At 45.7% G+C, this 23165-nt stretch carries 22 protein-coding genes; 10 read left to right on the top strand and 12 right to left on the bottom strand.

The window, feature by feature from the left end:
• Positions 1-67: 67 nt before the first annotated feature.
• From PKF022_RS02740 to PKF022_RS02730, 3 genes are read right to left on the bottom strand one after another with little or no spacing between them, the layout of a single operon-like run.
• Positions 68-904, bottom strand: a complete 837-nt coding sequence (locus PKF022_RS02740) for a TatD family hydrolase (RefSeq protein ID WP_281777128.1) — start codon at positions 902-904, stop codon at positions 68-70.
• Positions 905-915: 11 nt separating this feature from the next.
• Positions 916-1611, bottom strand: a complete 696-nt coding sequence (locus PKF022_RS02735) for an ABC transporter ATP-binding protein (protein ID WP_281777127.1) — start codon at positions 1609-1611, stop codon at positions 916-918.
• Positions 1604-2866, bottom strand: a complete 1263-nt coding sequence (locus PKF022_RS02730; protein WP_216231468.1) for a lipoprotein-releasing ABC transporter permease subunit — start codon at positions 2864-2866, stop codon at positions 1604-1606. The genes PKF022_RS02735 and PKF022_RS02730 overlap by 8 nt, the downstream gene beginning before the upstream one ends.
• A gap of 46 nt (positions 2867-2912) precedes the next feature.
• On the opposite strand from PKF022_RS02730, the gene PKF022_RS02725 reads away from it, so the two are divergent.
• The 4 genes from PKF022_RS02725 to lysS all read left to right on the top strand — a co-directional run bounded on the left by PKF022_RS02725 (position 2913) and on the right by lysS (position 8365).
• The gene (locus tag PKF022_RS02725; RefSeq protein ID WP_281777126.1) at positions 2913-3893 is read left to right on the top strand and encodes a hypothetical protein; all 981 of its coding nucleotides are present in this window, start codon (positions 2913-2915) and stop codon (positions 3891-3893) included.
• Positions 3894-3911: 18 nt separating this feature from the next.
• On the top strand, positions 3912-5663 hold the full coding sequence (recJ, locus tag PKF022_RS02720; protein ID WP_281777125.1) for a single-stranded-DNA-specific exonuclease RecJ: 1752 nt from the start codon (positions 3912-3914) through the stop codon (positions 5661-5663).
• 34 nt (positions 5664-5697) lie between these two features.
• Positions 5698-6802 (top strand): peptide chain release factor 2 gene (gene prfB, locus PKF022_RS02715; RefSeq protein WP_281777124.1). Its coding sequence is split into 2 segments (ribosomal slippage): positions 5698-5778 and positions 5780-6802, totalling 1104 coding nucleotides; the frame shifts between segments, so codons are not numbered across the junction.
• 12 nt (positions 6803-6814) lie between these two features.
• On the top strand, positions 6815-8365 hold the full coding sequence (gene lysS, locus PKF022_RS02710; RefSeq protein WP_281777123.1) for a lysine--tRNA ligase: 1551 nt from the start codon (positions 6815-6817) through the stop codon (positions 8363-8365).
• A gap of 87 nt (positions 8366-8452) precedes the next feature.
• Here lysS and PKF022_RS02705 read toward each other — a convergent pair whose 3' ends face one another.
• On the bottom strand, positions 8453-9637 hold the full coding sequence (locus PKF022_RS02705; RefSeq protein WP_281777122.1) for an acetate/propionate family kinase: 1185 nt from the start codon (positions 9635-9637) through the stop codon (positions 8453-8455).
• 214 nt (positions 9638-9851) lie between these two features.
• Between PKF022_RS02705 and PKF022_RS02700 the strand changes: the two genes are divergently transcribed.
• Both PKF022_RS02700 and PKF022_RS02695 read left to right on the top strand, forming a co-directional pair.
• The gene (locus PKF022_RS02700; protein ID WP_281777121.1) at positions 9852-10628 is read left to right on the top strand and encodes a ferredoxin--NADP reductase; all 777 of its coding nucleotides are present in this window, start codon (positions 9852-9854) and stop codon (positions 10626-10628) included.
• Between the two features lie 111 nt (positions 10629-10739).
• A complete protein-coding gene (locus PKF022_RS02695; protein WP_216231461.1) occupies positions 10740-10904 on the top strand; it encodes a hypothetical protein in 165 nt (54 codons plus the stop codon).
• 96 nt (positions 10905-11000) lie between these two features.
• Here the strand turns inward: PKF022_RS02695 and PKF022_RS02690 are convergent, their stop codons facing one another.
• The 7 genes from PKF022_RS02690 to accB form a co-directional block, all read right to left on the bottom strand.
• Positions 11001-11147 carry a hypothetical protein gene (locus PKF022_RS02690; protein ID WP_281777120.1) on the bottom strand — a complete coding sequence of 49 codons (147 nt, stop codon included), beginning with the start codon at positions 11145-11147 and terminating at the stop codon, positions 11001-11003.
• Positions 11148-11252: 105 nt separating this feature from the next.
• A complete protein-coding gene (locus tag PKF022_RS02685) occupies positions 11253-12005 on the bottom strand; it encodes a sulfite exporter TauE/SafE family protein (protein WP_216231459.1) in 753 nt (250 codons plus the stop codon).
• On the bottom strand, positions 12002-12790 hold the full coding sequence (locus PKF022_RS02680; protein WP_281777119.1) for an ABC transporter ATP-binding protein: 789 nt from the start codon (positions 12788-12790) through the stop codon (positions 12002-12004). The genes PKF022_RS02685 and PKF022_RS02680 overlap by 4 nt, the downstream gene beginning before the upstream one ends.
• 29 nt (positions 12791-12819) lie before the next feature.
• Complete coding sequence (locus PKF022_RS02675) at positions 12820-13593, bottom strand: ABC transporter permease (protein ID WP_216231457.1); 774 nt, start codon at positions 13591-13593, stop codon at positions 12820-12822.
• Positions 13594-13598: 5 nt separating this feature from the next.
• Positions 13599-14882, bottom strand: coding sequence for an ABC transporter substrate-binding protein (locus PKF022_RS02670; protein ID WP_281777118.1), 1284 nt, complete (start codon positions 14880-14882; stop codon positions 13599-13601).
• A 60-nt stretch (positions 14883-14942) separates the two neighbouring features.
• On the bottom strand, positions 14943-16400 hold the full coding sequence (locus tag PKF022_RS02665) for a pyruvate carboxylase subunit B (protein ID WP_281777117.1): 1458 nt from the start codon (positions 16398-16400) through the stop codon (positions 14943-14945).
• Positions 16400-16966: an acetyl-CoA carboxylase biotin carboxyl carrier protein gene (gene accB, locus PKF022_RS02660; RefSeq protein ID WP_281777116.1), complete on the bottom strand. Its 567-nt coding sequence runs from the start codon at positions 16964-16966 to the stop codon at positions 16400-16402. Before accB ends, PKF022_RS02665 begins: the two co-directional genes overlap by 1 nt.
• Before the next feature lie 113 nt (positions 16967-17079).
• Here accB and PKF022_RS02655 point away from each other — a divergent pair, with 113 nt between their 5' ends.
• From PKF022_RS02655 to PKF022_RS02640, 4 genes are read left to right on the top strand one after another with little or no spacing between them, the layout of a single operon-like run.
• Complete coding sequence (locus PKF022_RS02655) at positions 17080-17892, top strand: IclR family transcriptional regulator (RefSeq protein ID WP_216231453.1); 813 nt, start codon at positions 17080-17082, stop codon at positions 17890-17892.
• Positions 17893-17907: 15 nt separating this feature from the next.
• The gene (locus PKF022_RS02650) at positions 17908-18738 is read left to right on the top strand and encodes a 3-keto-5-aminohexanoate cleavage protein (RefSeq protein WP_281777115.1); all 831 of its coding nucleotides are present in this window, start codon (positions 17908-17910) and stop codon (positions 18736-18738) included.
• Between the two features lie 5 nt (positions 18739-18743).
• Positions 18744-20345, top strand: a complete 1602-nt coding sequence (locus PKF022_RS02645; RefSeq protein ID WP_216231451.1) for a choline dehydrogenase — start codon at positions 18744-18746, stop codon at positions 20343-20345.
• Between the two features lie 5 nt (positions 20346-20350).
• The gene (locus PKF022_RS02640) at positions 20351-21631 is read left to right on the top strand and encodes a solute carrier family 23 protein (protein WP_281777114.1); all 1281 of its coding nucleotides are present in this window, start codon (positions 20351-20353) and stop codon (positions 21629-21631) included.
• Here PKF022_RS02640 and PKF022_RS02635 read toward each other — a convergent pair.
• A complete protein-coding gene (locus tag PKF022_RS02635) occupies positions 21628-23163 on the bottom strand; it encodes an AMP-binding protein (protein ID WP_281777113.1) in 1536 nt (511 codons plus the stop codon). The two genes, PKF022_RS02640 and PKF022_RS02635, sit on opposite strands and share 4 nt — an antisense overlap.
• Positions 23164-23165: the final 2 nt, after the last annotated feature.

Genomic DNA, 23165 nt, shown 5'->3' with positions numbered 1-23165 from the left:
CACTTGCGGCAAAAAGAAAAGGAGTGATCCCCCGGCGATAAACGCCGTAATAACTAAACGCAAATAATTAGGAAGCTAAATGGAGGCTGGGGATGCCAGCGCAGAGGGTGGCCCAACGTGGCAACACTTGCATAGCACTTTTCCAAACCACAGAAGAAAACTCAGCATCGCCTACTCCTCGAATGGATGCTAATGCTTTTGCAATTCTCCCTACAAAAGCAGGTTCATTAAAGGCAATACCTTCTTCTCTGAGCCATGCAGGTGGAATGTCAGGAGAATCTGTTTCAGTAACAATGGTATCCAATGGGAGCTCTTTTAGGAGCCTGCGAATTTGTAACGCTCGTTCATAAGTAGCCGCACCACCGAAGCCCAACTTAAACCCAAGTTCAATAAATTGTTCGGCTTGTTGAAAACTGCCATTAAAGGCGTGGGCTATGCCACCAGATATATTGCGACGACGCAGGGATTTCAGAATCGCATCTTGAGAGCGACGCACATGCAGAATGACAGGCAGTTGATACTTTTGCGCTAAATCCAGCTGCACATTGAAAAAGAACTCTTGTTTATAGGGATCCAAGCCCTCAACAAAATAATCCAAACCAATCTCACCCACACCCACAAAGCGCGGGTCAGAAAGTGATTCAATTATTCTTTTTTCTAGAGTTTCGATATCGCCCTCTTGTGCTTGATTGGTATACAAGGGATGAACCCCTAGCGTGTAAACCAAACCAGGTATCTCTTGGCTGTATTGGTGAGCTAATTCTTTTACATGAGCGCAGTCAGAAACCTTTACGGCCGGCAGAAGAATTGCTTTAACGCTTTTTTCTTGAGCACTCTGAATCACCGCAGGTAATGTACCCGCAAATTCAGGGGCATCCAAATGGCAATGGGTATCGATCCACATGGGATATCTACTCACACTGAGAATGGCTTTAATACTCCACGCTCTAAATGCAAAATCCGATCACAACGTTTAGCGCGTATTGGATCATGAGTCACGATTACAAAGGCAGTGCCTTGGTCGAGAGCAATATTTAGCATCAAATCAAATACACCATCAGCGGTCTCGGTATCTAGGTTACCCGTCGGCTCGTCCGCCAATACACAAGCAGGATTACCAACTAAAGCACGAGCAACAGCAACACGCTGACGCTCTCCACCAGACAACTCCCCTGGAGTGTGTAACTCACGAGCCGCTAAACCAACTGCTTTAAGCATCTTACTGGCGCGATCCATAGACTCATCATTACCCAAGCCGCGGATGCGCAGAGGTAAGGCCACGTTCTCCGCAGCACTAAATTCATCTAAGAGATGATGGAACTGATAAATGAATCCCAAACTATGATTGCGCAGCTGATCCAATTTCTTAACTGACAGATTATTTAAATTGGAGCCAGCCAACATGACTGAGCCCGAACTTGGACTATCCAAGCCACCCAAGAGATGCAGCAAAGTACTCTTGCCAGAACCCGAGGAGCCAACAATGGCAACCTTTTCCGAGGGGGCCACATCTAAATCAATCGCCTTGAGAACCTCAACTGCAGTAGGTCCTTGACCGTAAGTCTTAGCTAAGCCCCTGGCCTTGAGAACGAGATTTTCTAAATTACTCATAACGCAAAGCCTCCGCTGGCTGAACCTTAGCTGCTCTACGGCTTGGATATAGCGTCGCCAATACAGACAGGCCAAAAGCCATCAAACCAACCGTTAGTACATCGCTGGCTCTGACATCAGAAGGTAGCTCACTAATGAAATACACCTCACGCGGCAAGAATTGCACACGGAAGATTGCTTCAATAACCGGAACAATGACATCAATATTGAGTGCAATTAATAAACCTAAACCAACCCCTGCTAAAGAGCCTAGTAGACCAATTGACAATCCCTGAATTAAAAATATTCTCTGAATCAGTCCAGGGCTAGCACCCATTGTTCTCAGAATGGCAATGTCTGCCTGCTTCTCATTTACCGTCATCACCAAGGTAGATACCAAATTAAATGCAGCAACAGCAATAATTAAAGTCAGGATGATGAACATCATTTTCTTTTCTGTTTGAACCGCAGCGAACCAATTGCGATTAGATCTTGACCAATCAGTCACCCACAGCGCTTGAGGCACGATAGCTGCCAACTCATTCGCAATTGCTGGGGCACGCTGCATATCATCTACCTTAACGCGCAAACCAGAAGGATCACGTAAACGCAATAGAGCAGCAGCATCCCTCCAGTGCATGATAGCTAAGGAGCTGTCGTATTCATAATGACCGCTATCCACAATACCCACTACTTGAAGAGTGCGCATGCGAGGCATAGCACCCGCTGGCGTTAAATCACTCTCAGGAACAATTAAATTAATACGATCGCCTACGCGAGCACCCACAATCGCTGCCAGCTGAGCACCCAAGGCAACGCCAAAACTTCCTGGCTTTAAATCATCAATGCTGCCTGCAACAAATTGCTTTGGTAAGTCAGATACTTTGCCTTCTTCACTTGGTAAGATGCCACGAATCGCTACACCGCGCATCATGCTCTCGCGACTTAGTAAGCCCTGTGAACTCACCATAGGCGCCACACCAATAACATGAGGTTGCGCTGCCACTTTGAGCGCCAGAGGCTCCCAATTTGCCAAGCCTTCAGGTGCAGTAATTTCTACGTGAGATAGAACCGATAACATGCGATCGCGTACTTCCTTCTGAAAGCCATTCATGACAGAAAGAACTACGATCAGTGAAGCAACCCCTAAAGCGATGCCGGCGGTAGAAATTCCGGAGATAAATGACAGGAAGCCATCACGTTTCCCAACCGTCTTGCGACGCTTAGATCGGGTATAGCGCAGGCCAATTTCTAGCTCAATAGGAAGTCTCAACATATCCACAGTTTAGTGAATCGCGCGGGCAAACTGATGGAATACTCAAATGCCACCTAAAATCAGGGGAATGACTGCTAATTCCACCCCTACCCCAGGCCAACTTCGCCGTTTTACCCTGATGCTTTCAGGGGAAGACGTCTTAGATGAGCTTGAAAGCAAGGATGTCCCTATACAAGGGCTGCCCCATGAGCGCTTTTTGCTTGGGGAAGCGATGCCTCTTGCCCCAGTATTGCTACTAGGGCAATCCAGCCAAGCAGTTAATCCATCTGAAATGATTGCCTGCCTACAGCCAGTTCATCTGCATGCCACACGAGACCATCTCATTCTGATGGGACAAAACCAGATTGATCTCACGGCCGAAGAATCTGCCCAACTATTAACAGCAGTCCTTCCATTTATAGAAGAAGATTTTCAGAACTCAGTGCTTTTCCAAAATCAACACTACTGGTTTATTCCTGCCGGGCCTTTTTCAAGTCTTCAAAGTTATAGCGTAGATCAAGCGCATGGCCGCAATATTGATTGGTGGATGCCACGCGATAGTCACGAAGAAGGTATCGCTAAGCGTTGGCGCAAACTCCAAAATGAAATTCAGATGCTCTGGCATATTGGTCCAGTAAACGAAGAACGCGAGCAACGTGGCATGCCCAGTATTAACTCACTCTGGATTAGTGGTATTGGCAAACTGAATGATGTTCGAGTGCCAGAAGCGCTAAAACAATCACGATGTTTGATTGGTCAGCATCCCATGATGGCTGGCTTAGCAAGGCTTCTAGGCCTTCCCTATGAAGCGACTTTGAATACAAATAATCTAGCCGGCGCCTTTGCTTGGCTTGATCAACCCCAATTAGCATGGCCACAACTCAGTGCAGCATTAATAAAAAAACAAATCGATGAAGTCGCAATTATTGATTTTCCAAAAGGAAAAGTTCGTGAGCGCATTCTTACAGTCAAAGATCTTTATAAAAAATCTTGGGCCTTCTGGAAAAAATCAGAACCTCTGACTTGGAAAGAAATCACTCAGCGATGATTAACGCATGAGTTTTGTATGAGTCTATTCTCTCAACGCCCATTTTCAGAACGTACTGCAACCTGGTTAGCTCAGAGTGGCTTACATCCATTGCTGGCAAGACTATATGCTGCTCGTGGCTTGCAATCCCCTGATGAACTCTCTCTAGATCTAAAGCAACTACTTTCACCAGTTGAACTCAAGAACTGCATTAACACTGCTTCCTTGCTTGCAGACATCCTTGAAAAAAAGGAGCCTATGCTCATCGTCGCCGACTATGACTGCGACGGGGCCACGGCTTGTGCGGTTGGTCTTAGAGGCCTACAAATGCTGGGCGGGCCACAGACTCCAATTCAGTTTCTAGTTCCCAATCGCTTTACGATGGGTTACGGTCTGACGCCCGAGGTCGTAGAGTTAGCCGCGCAACAAGAACCCAAACCTAAATATCTCATCACTGTAGATAACGGCATCGCTAGCGAAGCAGGTGTTGATCGCGCTCGTGAACTTGGCATGGAAGTAATTGTGACTGACCACCATCTTCCTGGAGATCGTTTGCCAAGAGCGCTGGCAATCGTCAATCCGAATCAACCAGGCTGCACTTTTCCCAGTAAAGCACTCGCCGGTGTTGGTGTCATGTTTTATTTGCTGGTTGCGTTGCGCGCCGAACTGCGCAAACGCGGTAAATTTACAAACGAGACTCAGCCCAAGGTAGAGAATCTTTTAGATCTAGTTGCTTTAGGAACCGTTGCTGACGTTGCGCAGCTCGATCGCAACAATCGAGTCTTGGTTTCTAACGGCTTAAAGCGCATACGCGCAGGAATATCACAGCCAGGAATTCAAGCGCTATTTCAGGCGGCTACACGTGATCCACGCAAGGCCAATACCTTTGACTTAGGCTTTGCCATCGGCCCCAGACTCAATGCGGCTGGTCGTCTGGCGGATATGACCTTAGGTATCCGCTTACTTCTCACCGATAACGCCGATGAAGCAATGACGCTAGCACACGAGCTTGATCGCATCAATCGCGAACGCCGCGTGATTGAATCAGGCATGCAAGAAACCGCACTCTCCCATCTGGCTGAAGATCAGCTTTCTGGAACTATGTCTGAGCGCAATAGTATTTGCTTGTGGAATCCAGAATGGCATCAAGGCGTTGTAGGCATTGTTGCTTCGCGCCTGAAAGAACGTTTTAATCGTCCTGCAATTGTGTTTGCACCAGCTGATGGCAATACCGGAGAAGAATTGCGTGGATCGGGTCGCTCTCTAACAGGCTTTCATTTAAGAGATGCGTTAGATTTAGTTTCTAAACGCGAACCTGGACTGATTTTGAAATTTGGTGGTCATGCAATGGCTGCCGGATTAACTATTCGCAAAGAAGATTTTGAGAAATTCGATACTTGCTTTCAGCAAGTTGCATCAGAACTACTCACAGATGAATTGCTAGAGCGCCGCCATGCACATGATGGTGGCTTGGAGCCTTCTGAATTTACCCCCGAAATTGGCGACCTTTTAGCGGAAGAAATCTGGGGTCAAGGCTTCCCTCAGCCTGTTTTCTATGGAGAATTTGAGATTACCCAGCAAAGCCTCATGAAAGAAAAGCATCTTCGCTTGATGGTTCGACCTCTAGGGCTTGGGGTTAGCTCTAAACCATTGACCGCCGTTTGGTTTAATCGCACGCAAAGCCTGCCGACCAAAGCCAAATTAGCCTATCGACTGGTAACTGACCGCTATCAAGGCCAAGCCCGTATTCAGCTGATGATTGAAGCTCATGATGAGGCATCGGGCGCCTGACGGCTCGAGGAAGTAACCCCCTTATAATTAGGGGATGGAAGCTGAACAACTAAACATTATTTCGAATACCTTGTCCGATCTGCTCACCCGTGAGCAAGCACTTCGGGGGTATCTTTGACTTCGACGTAAAGTCACGTCGCCTTACCGAAGTTAATTCAATACTGGAAGATCCCACGATTTGGGATGATCAAAAGAAAGCACAAGCGTTGGGCAAAGAGAAAAAATTGCTCGACGGCGTAGTCGCCACCCTCACTGATCTCAATACCAACATTACTAGCGCTCTTGAGCTATTCGATATGGCTAAAGAAGAAAGTGATTTTGAAACGATCGCTGCCATTGAGAAAGACGTAGAGAGCTATAGCAAAATTATTGGCGACCTTGAGTTCCGTCGCATGTTCCACAATGAGATGGATTCTTGTAATTGCTTTATCGATATTCAGGCAGGCGCTGGTGGTACCGAAGCCTGTGACTGGGCCAGCATGCTCTATCGCCAATATCTCAAATATTGCGAACGCAAAGGCTATAAAACTGAAATTCTCGAAGAATCTGATGGTGATGTTGCAGGCATTAAGAGCGCAACAATTAAAGTCGACGGCGAATATGCTTATGGTCACCTCCGCTCAGAAACTGGTGTACATCGCTTAGTGCGTAAGTCACCATTTGACTCATCCAATGGTCGTCACACCTCGTTTGCCTCCATCTATGTCTATCCAGAAATTGATGATTCGATTGAGATTGAAGTCAATCCTGCTGATATTCGTACAGACACCTATCGTGCCTCTGGTGCGGGTGGTCAGCACATCAATAAAACTGACTCAGCAGTACGCTTAACCCATATTCCGACTGGTATTGTGGTGCAGTGTCAGAATGACCGAAGCCAGCACCGCAACCGTGCTGAGGCTATGACCATGCTGAAGTCTCGCCTCTATGAGCATGAGATGCAAAAGCGTCGTGCCGAACAAGACAAGCTTGAAGCCACTAAGACAGATGTAGGTTGGGGCCATCAAATCCGCTCTTACGTCCTAGATCAAAGCCGCATCAAAGATTTACGTACTAACGTTGAGATTTCGAATACCCAGAAGGTATTGGATGGCGATCTCGATGCCTTTATTGAAGCCAGCCTGAAGCAAGGCGTTTAATTACTCACTGATATGAACGATAAAACCAATTTAGAAAATGCCTCAGCTACTGAAGTAGTTGATGAGAACCACATCATTGCGGAGCGTCGTGAAAAACTCGCCAAACTTCGCGCTGGCGGCGTTGCTTTCCCAAATGACTTCGTTCCCACGCATTTAGCAGCAGATTTGCATGCACACTATGACAGCCTGACCAAAGAAGAGCTGGCTGCAAAAAAGGTTCATGTCAAAGTTGCAGGACGCATGGTTCTCAAACGCGTGATGGGCAAAGCCAGCTTTGCCACTATTCAAGATCGCAGCGGACAAATTCAGTTCTACATTAATGATGAGCTCAGCGGCGCTGATGTTCATGGCGCCTTCAAGCATTGGGATATGGGCGACTTTATCTCGGCTGAAGGCAATCTCTTTAAGACAAATAAGGGCGAACTCTCAGTTGAGTGCAGTAATTTACGCCTTCTCAGCAAATCATTGCGTCCATTGCCTGATAAGTTCCATGGCCTCTCAGACCTAGAAACCAAATATCGTCAACGCTATGTAGACTTGATTGTTAATCCTGAGAGCCGTAATACATTTAAAGCACGTAGTAACGCGATCGCTTCATTACGTCGCCATATGCTAGATGCCGACTTCATGGAAGTTGAAACTCCGATGCTCCACCCTATTCCTGGTGGTGCAGCAGCAAAGCCTTTTATTACCCACCACAATGCGCTCGACATGCAAATGTTCTTGCGTATTGCGCCTGAACTTTACCTCAAGCGTCTAGTGGTTGGTGGCTTTGAGCGCGTCTTTGAAATTAACCGCAACTTCCGTAATGAAGGCGTCAGTCCACGTCATAACCCAGAATTCACAATGATGGAATTCTATGCGGCCTATACAGATTACCGTTGGCTCATGGACTTTACCGAAGGATTAATTCGTGCTGCCGCAATTGATGCCCAAGGCACTGCCGTATTGACACATCAAGGTCGCGAGCTTGATCTGAGCAAGCCATTCCAACGCCTAACCATTACTGAAGCTATCCTCAAGTACTGCGGTCAATCAGGTAAGAGCTATGAAGCGGCCCAACTTGAAGACATTAACTTCATTCGCACTGAATTGAAAAAGGGTGGCGAGAATCCGGATGCCCCTACCCTCAAGAATGCCGGCATTGGCGCCCTTCAGTTAGCTCTTTTCGAATTGGTTGCCGAAGAGCATCTTTGGGAGCCGACTTACATCATTGATTACCCAATCGAGGTAAGCCCACTCGCCAGAGAATCCGATACTCGCCCAGGCATTACGGAGCGTTTCGAGCTCTTTATCACTGGTCGTGAAATTGCCAATGGCTTCTCTGAGTTGAACGATGCCGAAGATCAAGCAAATCGCTTCCGCAAACAAGTAGAGCAAAAAGAAGCGGGCGACGAAGAAGCTATGTACTTTGATCATGACTTCATACGCGCACTCGAGTACGGTATGCCTCCAACTGGCGGTTGCGGTATTGGCATCGATCGCTTAGTAATGCTACTTACCGACGCTCCAAATATTCGTGATGTGATTCTGTTCCCACATTTGCGTCGCGAAGAAGAGTAAATTCTTCCACAAATAAAAAGCGGGGTTATTACCCCGCTTTTTATTTGTCTATTCAGCCTCTGATTGTTAAAGGGTTTGAGCCCAGCACTAAGAGCGCAGCAAGTTAAGAGCCTCTTGCGCAGTCATTACCCCTTCGTCAGTTGGAACCACCCAAACCTCGACACGACTTTGCGGCGTGCTAATTTTTAAAGTCAAACCTTTGGTGGCTTCTTGGTTCAACTTTTCGTCTAACTCGATGCCTAGCCAAGAGAATTTTTTACAGACTGCAGACCTCAGAATAGGATCATGCTCACCAATACCGCCACTAAAAGAAATTAGATCGAGACCGCCAAGGCAGGCAATCATAGCCCCGCCCTCACGCATAATTTTGTAGATAAAAAGTTCAATCGCCTCTTTAGCTAAGGGGCTGGGGTCATTCCTCAGTTTGCGCATATCCGCAGAAATAGTGGACACCCCGAGCAGGCCGCTCTTTCTGTAGAGCAGGTCTTGCAACTGATCATGGGTATAACCACGCTCTACCAAATACATCAGCACACCTGCATCCAGAGAGCCGCTACGAGTACCCATCATGAGACCGTCTAGGGCGGAGAAGCCCATGGTTGTAGCAACACTTTTTCCATCAATCGCAGCACATAAGCTAGCACCGTTACCTAGATGGGCCATGAGCACTTTATCTTTCGCCCTATTGGAGTTCTCGTTTAACTCGCCAATAATGTACTGATATGAAATGCCATGAAAACCGTAGCGTCGCACACCTTGATCGGTAATCTCTTTAGGCAAAGCCAATGATGTTTCCAGGTGACTCATGGTTTTGTGAAAGGCAGTATCAAAACAAAGTACTTGAGGGATGCCAGGAAATACTTGAGAAAAAGCTTTCACACCATCTAAGCTGTGTGGTTGATGCAATGGCGCCAGCGCACTCATAGCAGATAATTTTTCCAGGATCGCATCAGTAGAGACAGTCGGCCGAAAAAACTCTGAGCCTCCATGAACAATTCGATGGGAGACTGCTCTAATTGGTGGCAACCCTTTGACTTCAAGTAATAACTCTTTGAGGTGCATTAATGCTGCAATAAATGGATCCTGACCCACATCCTCAAAATGCTCGGCATGCTCTACCCCCTGATAGGCGTAGCGAAGTTCTGTTTTCCCACCCGGCTCTAGCCCCTCAAAACTACCAGAGAGGATGGATGGCAGCACCGATCCTTGCTTAGTCGGGTAGATTGAAAACTTGAGAGATGAAGAACCTGCGTTAACAGTCAGTATTGCCATAAGAAAATATAGTGTGATTAAAGGTCGACCGGTATTGGCGCTGCTTGCCCCTAGATGATAGCGAGTTACCCCTCCCAAAGGCCCAAACCAGGGCTCTTATAAGCAAAAGTAGATAACTTATGAGAAGTTAATTGGACTTTAGAGCCGCGATACTCCCTGAATCACTTCAAGATTGAGGATAATTAGGGTTTTAGACAATCAAAATTAAGCTTTTATGGCAGCCTACAACACCGAAACCGTTCTCACAGTTCACCACTGGAATGACACGCTTTTTAGCTTCACCACCACTCGCAATAAGGGCCTGCGTTTTCGAAGCGGTCACTTTCTGATGATCGGCCTTGAGGTAGAAGGTAAACCTTTGGTAAGAGCCTACAGTGTTGCCAGCCCAAACTATGAAGAGCACCTAGAATTTTTAAGCATCAAGGTTCAAGATGGGCCCCTCACCTCGCGCCTACAAAAGATACAAGTGGGAGATCCCATTCTCGTCAGCGAAAAATCGGTTGGCACATTGGTTATCGACGATTTAAACCCAGGTAAACATCTATACCTCTTCAGTACAGGCACTGGTCTTGCGCCATTCATGAGCATCATTCGCGACCCCGACACCTATGAGAAGTTTGAGAAGGTAGTTTTGATCCATGGTGTACGTCTTGTCAGCGAATTGGCTTATGGCGATTACATCAAGAATGAACTCACTCAAGATGAATATATTGGTGATATCATTCGCAAAAAACTGATCTACTACCCAACAGTAACTAGAGAAGCTTTTAAACATACTGGCCGCCTCACTACCGCCATTGAATCTGGACAGTTATTTAAAGATATTGGCCTTCCTCCATTAGACCCAGCAGTAGATAGAGCCATGATCTGCGGCAGCCCTTCCATGCTGAAAGAAACCGCTGAAATGCTCGATGGCAAAGGCTTTAAAGTCTCCCCAAGCCTTGGCCAGCTTGGCGACTACGTATTTGAACGCGCCTTCGTAGAAAAGTAAGGTTGATATCTTATATACCCAAAAGTAGTTTAGTTATCGCTATATATTACTTGTCAATATATAGCGTCCTTGTTACAGTGTTTCTAACGAATATGGTTTCAAGGAGCCAAGATGTCCCCGGTCAGAGAGCATTACAACCCAGCCATTATTAGCTTGCTACGCGAGCATGATCGCCTGCCTCACGACAAGGTTGATGAGAGAAAAAGCTTTCAAAGGCAAATTCTCTTTTTAATGAACGCCATTAAAACTGAGGAATTTGAAACCTCTTTTTCATGATGTCTTGAATTAAAAGTAGATATAAAAAAACCGCCTCAGTGGCGGTTTTTATTTTTCTTGGTCTACACCCAAGAAGAGTCTATATTTTCAAAAAGATTAATCTTCTATTTGAAAGTAAACCACTTCGCTGGCTTGACTGCTATCAGAGCGGTCAACACCCTTTGAGGCGATAAATGTTTGTTCTGTAGTTTGCAAAACTGATTCAACTACAGCATCTTGCTTATTATCTGTTGTGTAACCCATTTTGAACTCCTTCTCTTAATCTAAGCTGGCATATGCATCTAATGAGCTTAGAGAATAGAGTTTTTTTATATATCTGAGAAGAATATATATTTCATTTACTTATATCTATTTAAATATAACCAAAAACAATAGATTAAAGCCTGCATTCACAATCAGCAGCAATAGACAAAGTCTTTTCAATGCACCATCCGATACTGCATGTGCCTCTAAAACCCCTTTAGCAGCCCTCATTCCTACCCAATAGGCTGGAATGGCAAGAAGAAGATAGACGAGCCAATCAATTCCGCCACCCATCAGACTTGCTGCAACAATCGCAAATAATGAAATGCCAGAAACAAATTGAGACAACAGAGCCCGCGTTCTATCAAATGCTTGATTGGTGGAGTTGAGATACAAGGCGGCAGGTGGTCCACCTATTCCGCAAGAACCCAACAATAACCCTGAAAGACTTCCCGCCAAACTATCTAAAAGATTTGAGCTTGCTAATCGCACATGCGGCTTGAGAAGTAGGTAGCTAGCAAAAAATAGAATGACTACGCTAGTAGCCGTTTTCAATATCGTGAGTGGTATTAGTCCGCCAAGCCAAATGCCCAGCGGAAGAAAGATTACCGAAAAGAACAACATCGACCAAAGTCTAGATCGATCCTCCTGATGTAACTTCCAATGACGGGAAAGCAAAGCTCCGCCAAACACTTCAGAGCACATCACAATCGGAATCAAAAATGGGATTGGAAATATCCACATGAGGATGGGCGTCATGATGAGCGCCCCGCCAAAACCACTTAACCTTCGAATAAAACCACCAAAAATTGCCGCAAATGTTAATAAACAAATTACGGCTAGGTTTTCAAAAGTCAAACAGCCTCGCTAACATCGTGCTCGCCGGCGATGAGATCGCGGATTTGGCGACGGATTTCCAGATACGCAGGGGTATCTTCAACCATTCTGCGTGGCTCTGGAACTCGAATAATCTCCTTTACCCTTCCAGGACGACGCGTCATCACGACGATGACATCCGATAGATTAATCGCCTCTTCAATGCTGTGCGTTACCAACACAACCGTTTTGCTTTCTTCATTCAAAATTCGAATCATTTCAGCCTGCATCATGGCGCGATTTTGTGCATCCAAAGCAGCAAATGGCTCGTCCATTAACAGAACAGTGGGATCTACAACTAGCGCCCTAGCGATGGATACACGTTGACGCATACCACCTGAGAGTTGATGAGGATAGTGATTGGTAAATTGACTCAAACCTACCAGCGCGGCAAAGCGTGTCACGATCTGCTTAATTTCCCCGGCATTAATCCCTTTGATTTTTAATCCGAAAGCAATGTTGTCGTACACGGTTAACCATGGGAATAGCGCATAGTCCTGAAACACCATCGAGCGATCCGAACCAGGGCCATTCACCACTTTGCCAGCACATTCAATATGGCCAGCAGTTGGAGTCTCAAATCCAGCAATCAGATTAAGCAGTGTTGTCTTGCCACAGCCGCTATGCCCTAAGATTGAGCAAAACTCATTCTTGCGAACCTCCAGTGAAATATCCTCAATAGCCAAGACCTCTTGACCTTTGGCATGCATTGAAGGATAAATTTTTCTTACGTGATCTACTTTAAGTGCTGGCATTGAATTATTCATTTGAAGGATTAGTCTATTAACAAAACTACTTAGGCATTAAGCGCTCTTGACCACGGCATCAGTTTTTGAGCTGTGTATCTAATGAGCCTATCGAGACATAAACCAATTACGCCAATGGCCAACATACCAACCAAAATGTAATCTGTACGTAGAACAGTACGTGCGTCATTAATCAGGAATCCGAGACCAGAGTTAGCGCCAACCAATTCAGCTGCTACCAAAGCCATCCAACCCACCCCCAAACCAATACGAATACCAGTCACTATCTGTGGAAGTGCTGCACGCAGAACTACACGAGTAATCACACCCCAAGAACCGGCACCTAAACAACGCGCTGCTCGAATGAGGTTTGGCTCTACGTTTTTTACAGCATCAATTGTGTTCAACAAGATTGGGAAAAAGATTCCCAAGAAAATAATGAATTGGTTTTGGGTATTACCCACACCAAACCACAAAATACTGAGCGGGATCCAGGCAATTGGAGGAATAGGTCGCAATATTTCTACGATTGGATCCACCTGCTCATTCACCCATTTAAAACACCCCATCACTATTCCCAAGGGAATAGCGACAGAGGCATAACAAAACGCTACAAATTCTCTAGATAAGCTATCGAATAAATGCTTCCAGATTTCTCCAGATTGCATTAACTCAAAACCGCCTTGTGCCACTCCCGAGGGAGGTGGCAACAAGGTAGATTCTGTTTTATCCAGAATAAACCGACTGGCATATTCCCAGGCGGCAAGCAAAATAATCAATAAGGCTAAACGACGAAATTGCTTGAAAAAGTTAATTATTGGCATATCTCTTATTTCTTATAAGTCTTACCATCAAAAGACCAATCTCTAGTGAGATCACCCTTTTCTGGGAAAGGCTGTGGTGTAGTGGTATTCAATGGATTCATATAGGTTGGATACGGTGTTTTATCCATTGGCGCAGACCAGCTTGCTGGTAAAAATGGTGGTCTTGTAGTGGTTGCCCAACCCAACTTCTCGAACGTTTTATCCATAAAGCGTGTATCCACCGCACGAGCAAAGTCGATACCGGTTAACTTATTCTGAATACGCTTGTTCTCGTAAAGCCATGTGTAAATAGGCTCATTTGCACGACCCCAGAATACTGGAATTGGGTAAATGTAATTAGGCTTATAGAGCAAGTTGTAAGCAGTGATTTGCTGACGCAAGATTTCTTTTGAGTAGTTCTTCAAGTTTGGATCTTCTTGCATGACATCAACTGCAGCATCTGGATTCTTTCTAATCCAAAGTGTTGCCTCAGCAATCGCATCTGTGAATGCTTGTACTACGTCCGGTGCATTATCAATAACTTCTTGACGCACGTAGAAAGTACCGGCATAAATGTTGTATGGATAGCTATCGCTGATAATTCTGGCGTTCTTACGCTCTTTGGACATGATGGTTGGAGTTGGATCCCAAGGAACTACCGCATCAATACCCTTTGGCATAGCCATTTGCTCACCCGGAGGCATATTTTTCAGAATGATGTCTTTACCAATCTCAATGCCATTGGCTTTAGCTGCAGCTTGGATATAGAACTCAGCCGAGGAGCCAGTCACGATACCAATAGTTGCCGGTGGATTTGAGCCCTTGAAGTCCTTAAAGGATTTAATCTTGGAATCCAATGGCACTAAAACAGCATGCATCAAGTTGGTATTAATCACCGCGATCGTCTTCACGGGAATGTTTTTATCGATCAAAGAGGTGAATGGGAAGTTACCACCATTACCGAACTGGAATCGACCGGAGATGATAACTTCATTAATCGCAGGTCCCGATGGGAATGCTTGTAATTTAGCTTCAATACCGCGCTTAGATAAAAGACCCTTCTTGTCCATTACTAAGTTGACCGTATTTTGACCCGACCATGGTGGTTGAAATGCAATTTGTACTGGCCACCAGCCTTTTTCCTTAAGCCAGGCTACGGACTTGGCTGATACTTTCTCCTCAGCACCTTCCGGCCACCCATAATCATTAAACTTTGTGGCGTTTTGCGCCATTGACAGCATTGGAGCACCCGATAACATGGCGACAGCGAGCACTGAAAAGATACGGCGTGATGCGCTAAATTGTTTCATTACGATCTCCTTAAAATTGAAATTTCTTGCACCAAATACAAAAAGCAAAGGCCAAAAAAACTAACTGCTGAAGCTTAACTCTATACCGCCCAATCTGGTTCTAATTTTTCTATATTCTTTTTTCATAACTAAATACTTCACCAACTCAGTAAAGGGCTGTAAAGCAGGTCCCTGCTTTACAGCCTCTTGGGCGCCGTCCTTCAAACCCAAGGCAAGATGCTCTGGATAGAAAGCATGAAGACTCAACTCCTCCTTGCTAATTGAGCGGCCCCATTTTTTTCTTAAGCCTGGTAACGCTGGCTCAATTAACTCACCAGGCCGACGAGATGCGTCATAGTCTACGTTCGCACGTTCCATAACTTGAGCACTAGGTGTGCCAGCCAATTTTCCATAATGCCCCTTGAGATACAGCTTGATCTCATCCGGGATAGTCTTATAGCGCTCGCCTTGCATCACATTCAGCACTGCTTGAGTAACGATGTACTGTGCAAATGGGCTCACTAATATGGGATAACCTAAGTCTTCGCGAACTCTTGCGGTCTCTTCCAGAATCTCTGCTTCTCTATGAGAGATGCCCATCGTAGCTAACTGAGCGCGCAGATTAGAAATCATTCCACCAGGGATTTGGTGCTCATATAGAGCTGGGTCATAATTCGCCTTCTCTCCACGAGCAAAATTATCTCGGGCGCAAATCCAGTCAAAGTATTCATCAACCTTTTGCAAAGCAGAATGATTCATCTTAGGAGCGCGGCCATATTTTTGGGTGCTCGCATAGACATCTAAGACGGATGGTAGTGATGCGCCATTAGCCAGACAATCTGTTGCTACGTAGCCATAAGCAAACCCTGCCTTAATGGCTTCTTCGTAAACCAATGGCGCTAAACCAGATTGGCAATGCGAATGCAATTTAATGGGGATACCTGCTGCTGCAGAAACTACAGCAGGGAAAAGAGTGGCAGCTCGCTCTGGGGTAAGTAGGCCAGTTGGATCTTTTACAGAAATAAAGTCAACGCCTAATTTCACCAGCTCATGTGTACGGGCAATAAAGTAAGCATCGTCATGCACTGGACTTAAAGCATAAGTCAGCATGGCATTAATTAGCATGCCGTGTGTCTTGCCTGCTTTTACAGAAGATTCGATATTGCGGTTATCGTTCAGAGCATCATAAACAGTCAATACTCTGACACCGGATTGAGCTAACAGCTCTACATTGAGCTCCACAACATCGTCTGGAAATAATTCAAATGTATATATACTTTGACCACGCGTTAATGCGTCTGTTGGAGTGCTGAGTTGCTCACTTAAAAACGCCATGCGCTTCCAAGGATCTTCGCGCAAGAAACGCACCATCACATCAAATACTGCGCCACCCAAAATGTTGATATAACCATAGCCAGCTTGGTCTATATCAGCTAGAGCCGGATACATATGGGGTGTAGTCATGCGAGTAGACCAAAGGCACTGATGCGCATCGCGCAGAGTGACATCAATCATTTCGAATGGTTTTTTAGTTGCCATTAAGTAAGCTCAATCACCATGAGTGGCTCTCCAACCTCAATCGTTGCGCCATCTTCCACCAAGATACGGGATACCTTCCCAGTGCATTCGGCAGGGATAGTATTGAGTAACTTCATGACCTCGACGATACAAACGTCGGTAGTGGGTGAAACACTATCACCCACCTCAACGAATGGATCGGAGCTGGGGCTTGGTCTACGATAAAAAGTACCGATCATCGGGCTTGTAATAGCTCTCTCGGATGACGAAAGATTTAAGGATGATGAAGGAGCAGCAGGAGCAGTAACACTCACAGTTGTAGGCGTGGCCATTTGCGGAGGAACATAAGCGCTTGGTGCTGACACGATTTGCGGCCCTACTGAAATCTCAATCTCAAATTCTTCTGTCTTGTAACCGAACGTAGTGAACGTGCCCGCATCTTTAATGAGGGCAACAATTTCCTTCACCTGCTTCATCGTGAATTCAGGTGGCACCTTCACCTTAGCTGCAGCCTTTTTAACTGGAACTTTTTTAGAAGGCTTGGTCTTTACTTTCGCTTTTGGGGCGACTTTCTTTTTTGTTTGCACTGTCTCGTTTTTTTAGTTAATATTTTCTCTAATGAAATTTAAAGTATCATCAGGTGAAATGCTTTAAGGGTAAACACTTAAAAACGCAAATATCTTCAAAAAATCCTCAATAAATGCCACAAAAGCTCTCCCGCATCACCCCTCCAGCGGAAATATTGGAAGAATCCGCCAAATCCAGCATGGCGGAAAAGGTACTGCTCATTCTGGAGACGATTGCCCAATCGGAGTTTCCTCTCACTCTAGAGACCATTTCTACGGGAACTGGCTTAGCCAAACCTACGGCATTTAGATTACTCAATACATTGGTTGCCCAAGGATTTATTGAGCGCGACCCCAATGGCAGACGTTTTCAACCAAGCGCAAAACTCAGAATCATGGGAATGAATATTCTCTCCGTCGACTCTATCCGATCACAGCGCGTAGCAGTGATGAAACGTCTTGTTGAAGAAATTGGCGAAACCTGCAACTTCAATATCTTGGATGGCAATAAAGTGATGTATCTCGATCGAGTCGAGACAAGTGCACCTATTCGGCTTCACGTAGATCTCGGCATGCGCGTACCCCTGCATTGCACCGCCAGCGGAAAATTATTTCTCTCGGGCATGACTGAGTTGCAGGTTCGACGTTCGTTAGGCAATGAACCATTTGAAACATATACACCTAGAACAATTACCACCTACAACAAGCTATTTGACGAGCTTGAAAAAATTCGCAATGATGGCTACGCCCTTGATGAATCGGCCTTCCTGGAGGGATTTATAGGGATTGCCGTACCAGTCATCAACTCAAAATACAAAACTTTTGCCACGATTACCGCGCATGGTCCTGCACCTCGCATGCAAGAAAAATCGATCGACTTTTATGTTAAGCCTTTAAAGCGTGCTGCAAATGATATTCAAACTAGCCTGTCTGATACCAGCAATTAATTTCTTGGAAAGAATATGACCACTCCCGTAATCATTACAGTTGCAATGACTGGAGCAATACCCCGTAAAAAAGATTGCCCAGGTTTACCAGTGACTACCAGCGAGCAGATTGAAGAAACGCATAAAGCGTTTGAAGCGGGAGCGACGCTTGCGCACATACATGTTCGAAATGCAGATGAGACTCCAAGCTCAAATCCTGACTTATATGCGGCCGTTCAAGAAGGAATACAGAAACATTGCCCAGGAATGATTATTCAATTTTCCACTGGTGGCCGCGGACGTGATCAAGCAGCTCGCGGTGGAATGTTGTTTCATAAACCTGATATGGCCTCTCTAGCCACTGGCTCAGTGAATTTCCCAACAGGCATTTATGAAAATCCTCCTGCATTTGTCGATGGCCTTGCAAGCGAGATGCTGAAGTATGAAATCAAGCCAGAAATTGAGATTTTTGATCTTGCTATGCTTTATAACGCAGCTAATTTGATTGAGCGTGGCCTTCTTAAGGCACCAGCCCATGTCCAATTTGTTATGGGTATCCCCAATGCCATGCCAGCAAGGCGCACGATTCTTGAATTCCTCATTTCAGAGTTAAAGGCGGTAATGCCTGATGCAACATGGACTGCTGCCGGTATTGCACGTCATCAATTACCAGTAAATGAATGGACTCTTGAATTGGGTGGTCACGTTAGAACTGGTCTTGAAGATAATACGCGTTTTGATAAAACTCGGGCTGCCAAAGATAATGCTGAATTAGTGGCGCGTCTTGCGCAGATGGCGCCTGCTTACAACCGAACAGTAGCGACCCCAGCTCAAGCGCGAGAAATTTTGGGATTGAGAAAACACTAATCAGTATGGCAAATACATCGTTCGATTACATCGTCGTAGGAGGAGGTTCATCTGGTTGCGTTTTGGCTAACCGCCTCTCAGCGGATCCCAAGAATTCTGTTTGCCTGATTGAAGCCGGGCCCAAGGATCGTTCTCCTTGGATTCATCTGCCGATTGGTTATGCAAAAACGATGTGGGACCCTAAGCTCAACTGGAAATTTCAGACCGAGCCTGACCCTGGTGTCAATAATCGACAAATCTATTGGCCTAGAGGAAAAACATTGGGTGGCTCAAGTTCAATCAACGGCCTCATTTTTATTCGCGGACAAAAAGAAGATTACGACACTTGGCGTGATCTCGGAAACCCTGGTTGGGGCTGGGATGATGTATTGCCCTACTTCAAAAAGGCAGAAGGCAATGATCGTTTAAGCGAACCACTGCATTCACAAACAGGCCCCTTAAAGGCATCATCGATTCCAAAAAAACATCCCTTAGTTGAAGCATTTAAAAAGACTGCTAATACGCTGGGCGTTCCTGAAACAGACGACTTCAACAATCTAACGCAAGAAGGGGTTGGTTACTATCAACTCACCACCCATAAAGGTTTTCGTTGCAGTACGGCTGTTGCATATTTAAAGCCCATCAAGAATCGTAAGAATCTAGAAATCCTGACAGATAGTCAGGCTTGCAGGGTTATTTTTGAGAACAAAAAAGCTGTAGGTATTGAAATATTCCGTAACGGCAAAAAAAGCATAGTACGCGCTAATAAAGAAGTCATTCTGAGTGCGGGTGCGATTCAGAGTCCGCAAATTTTGCAACTCTCAGGGGTTGGCCCAGCAAAACTGTTGCAAGAATTCAATATCCCTGTAGTGCAGGATTTGCCAGGGGTTGGAGAAAATCTGCAAGACCATTTACAGCACCGCCTGATTTATGAATTAAACCAACCTATCTCAACTAATGACCAACTCTCATCCTGGTTTGGTCAACTAAAGATGGGCTTAGATTGGCTACTATTCCGCGGCGGACCACTATCGATCGGCATTAATCAAGGAGGTCTTTTTACTCGTGTAATGAAAGACTCCAAAACACCTGACATTCAGTTTCACTTAGCAACACTTTCTGCAGAGATGGCTGGTGGCAAGGTTCATCCCTTCTCTGGATTTACCATGTCGGTTTGCCAACTCAGACCCGAGTCTCGAGGTCATGTGCGCATTCAGTCAGTAGACCCACTTGTACCCCCCAAAATGTTTGCGAACTATATGTCGACACCTTATGATCGCGACATCAGCATTGCCGCCGTTAAGTACGCCAGGAAAATTGCGCAAACTGAACCGCTTCGCTCTCTGATTACCAGAGAGGTAAAGCCGAATAACCCACAATCCGATGAAGAAATTTTAGAGTTTTGCCGAAATAATGGCGCAACGATCTTTCATCCAACTGGAACCTGCCAAATGGGTCCAGACAGTGATCCGATGGCAGTGCTTGATGCTTCATTAAAAGTGAGGGGCGTACAAGGCCTTAGAGTTGTTGATTGTTCAGCCATGCCAACCTTACCTTCCGGCAACACCAACTGGCCTGCGGTAATGCTTGCAGAGAGAGCCGCTGATTTGATCTTAGGGCGAATTTAGTCGTAATGCGCTGGCAATTACCTTTTAGTAAGTGGCTTCCTGAATATCGAACACCAGGCACGATACGCGCAGATATTTTTGCTGGTCTAACTGGCGCTATTGTTGTTATGCCTCAGGGTATTGCATTTGCATTACTAGCGGGTATGCCGCCACACTATGGCCTATACGCAGCGATGATCCCCTGCTTGATAGCAGCGCTATTTGGCTCAAGCCGCTTAATGGTTACCGGTCCCGCTAATGCTATTTCCCTAACCACGATGGCTTTAATTTCTCCACTGGCACTCCCGGAATCTAGCCAGTATGTTGGTTATGTTTTAACGCTCAGCTTTCTAGTGGGTGTACTGCAGCTTGTACTGGGTTTTGCTAAAGCAGGCAAATGGGTAGAGCAGATTCCACACTCTGTGATTGTTGGTTTCACCGTCGGCGCTGCGATCTTGATTATCAATAGTCAGCTTGGCACCCTACTTGGCATCAGTATCCCAAGAGGTACAGGAGTACCAGAAACAATCAGCGCTGTAGCATCAGCACTTATTAGCAATCAATGGCAAATGGCAGCTCCCGCACTAGTACTCTTCACCTTAATCGCTATTCGACTTTGGAAGCCGCTTAATCGCTATCTACCCGCCATGCTGGTGGCTGTTGTACTGGGCAGTATTGCAGCGGCTTTATTAGAAACATTGATACCTGGTGTTGCTGCTTTCAGAAAAGTTCAAGAAATACCAGGGGCATTTCCGCCAATTTCTAGCCCAGATTTAACTGGTGGCACTTTGCAAAAGTTATTTAGTGCTGCCCTCATCATGACGCTGTTGGCATCTACCGAAGCAATGGCTATTGCACGTGCGATTGCATTAAAGACAAAAGATCAGTTCAATGCTAACCAAGAGTTTATTGGGCAAGGGTTAGCCAATGTATGCGGATCATTCTTCTCTGCCTACCCAGCCAGTGGCTCATTTAATCGGACTGGCGTCAACCTTGCCTCTGGAGCAAAAACGCCTCTCGCAGCAATATGCGCTGCGGTTTTTCTCTTTATCCTACTTGCCTTTATCTCACCACTAGCAAAACATATCCCTTACGTAGTCATCGCCTCACTATTACTGGTGGTTGCCTGGAACTTAATTGATCTAAAGCAGATTCGCCATGAATTTAATATGGGAGCGAGAGAGTGGATTCCAATGTTAATTACCGGCATTGGCACCATTACTATTCCGCTAGAGTGGGCAATACTTTCTGGAATCATCAGCTCAGTAATAATCAGACGCTTTACCGCAAAGACCGAAAGGAATTAGTGGGCTTTTTGTAGATCCAACAGCTTCAAGCGCTGCACTTTGCCAGACGGCCCACGCGGCAGATCATCCATGAAAAGAATGATTTTGGGTGTTCGAAATTTCCCCAATTCTTTTAAGCAAAATGCGCGCATTTCATCTTCAGAACATGTGGTATCTGGCTTAAGAACGATACACACCATAATTTCTTGCCCGTAGTTGCTATCTGGAATACCGACTGCAGCCGCATCTAATACTGCAGGATGCTTTAAGACTGCTTCATCGATTTCACGCGGGGCAATATTTTCACCACCCTTGATGATCAACTCTTTCAAGCGCCCGGTGATGAAATAAAAACCGTCATCATCACGCATACCCAGATCGCCAGTCTTTAACCATCCCTCGCTATCAAAGGCTTTAGCCGTCTCTGTCTCCGCTTTGTAATAAGCATTGAGAACATTCCCACCACGTAAACAAATTTCACCTACAGCGTTATTACCAAGAGGATTACCTTCAGGATCAATCACTTTGGCTTCTACACCACAAGGTTGACCCGGACTACCATAGCGTCTGCTTTCGTCATGGGGATTACAAAAGACCATTGAGGCCGACTCTGTCATGCCCATTCCCTCAATGACAGTGATTCCAAAGAGGGCTTCAAATTCACGATGATGCTCAGGCGGCAGGGGAGCAGAGGCAGATCGACCAAATCGAATCGACTTCAAGTCCTCGCGACCGGGTAATGCACCACCACTCTTGGCGGCATTAATCAAATACGCAATGATGGTTGGAACCATATTGATCCAGGTGCAGCGATATTGAATCGCCAAGCTCCACCAACTTGAAACAGAAAAAGCATGTGGCGCAACTACAGACCCACCAGATACAAATGGTGTAATTGTTGAGATGACTTGTCCATTGATGTGGTAAATCGGTAGTGAGCTCAGCACAATATCTGACTGTGTTAATGAGTGCCATGCTGCCATAGAGCGCGCAGCATGTAATAAATTGGCATGCGTAAGCAACACCCCTTTAGGTGTTCCTGTTGTGCCTGAGGTATACATCAAGAGCGCTGGTTGCGAAGACTCAACTGAAGGCAATGTCCCGAGCGCGCACTGCATGAAGGGTCCCTCAGCCGCATCTGGGTCAAGCTCAATGGCCTTGAATTTTCTTTTAGTCTTCTCAAGAGCTAAAAATAGTCCTTGTTTCTTATCAGGCGAGTAAAACAAAACTTCAATATCGCTGTGATCTAACACCCAGGCCAGTTGATCAGTGGGCGCCAATAGATTTAAGGGGGTAATGACTCGCCCACAGGCCATGGTTGCCAAAAAAATCGTACTAGTTTGGCGCCCATTTTGCATAAAGAGACCTACATGACCCTTTTCACTAATACCCTCTTGCTCCAACCAGATTGCAAAATGACGTGCTTCTTTGGCGAGCTGTCCATAAGTCAGAGCAGCATTAATTTCAGGGGCAAATAGAAATGGTTTTTCAGGCTGTGCCGCCTCCCAATGCGACAGTACCTCACCTAAACTCTTGCATGAAGCAGTCATCATGG

The organism is Polynucleobacter sp. KF022 (assembly GCF_027924105.1).
Classification (GTDB): Bacteria; Pseudomonadota; Gammaproteobacteria; order Burkholderiales; family Burkholderiaceae; genus Polynucleobacter.
Note: the sequence above shows the minus strand (reverse complement) of the source record. Positions and strands in the feature narration are given on the sequence as shown.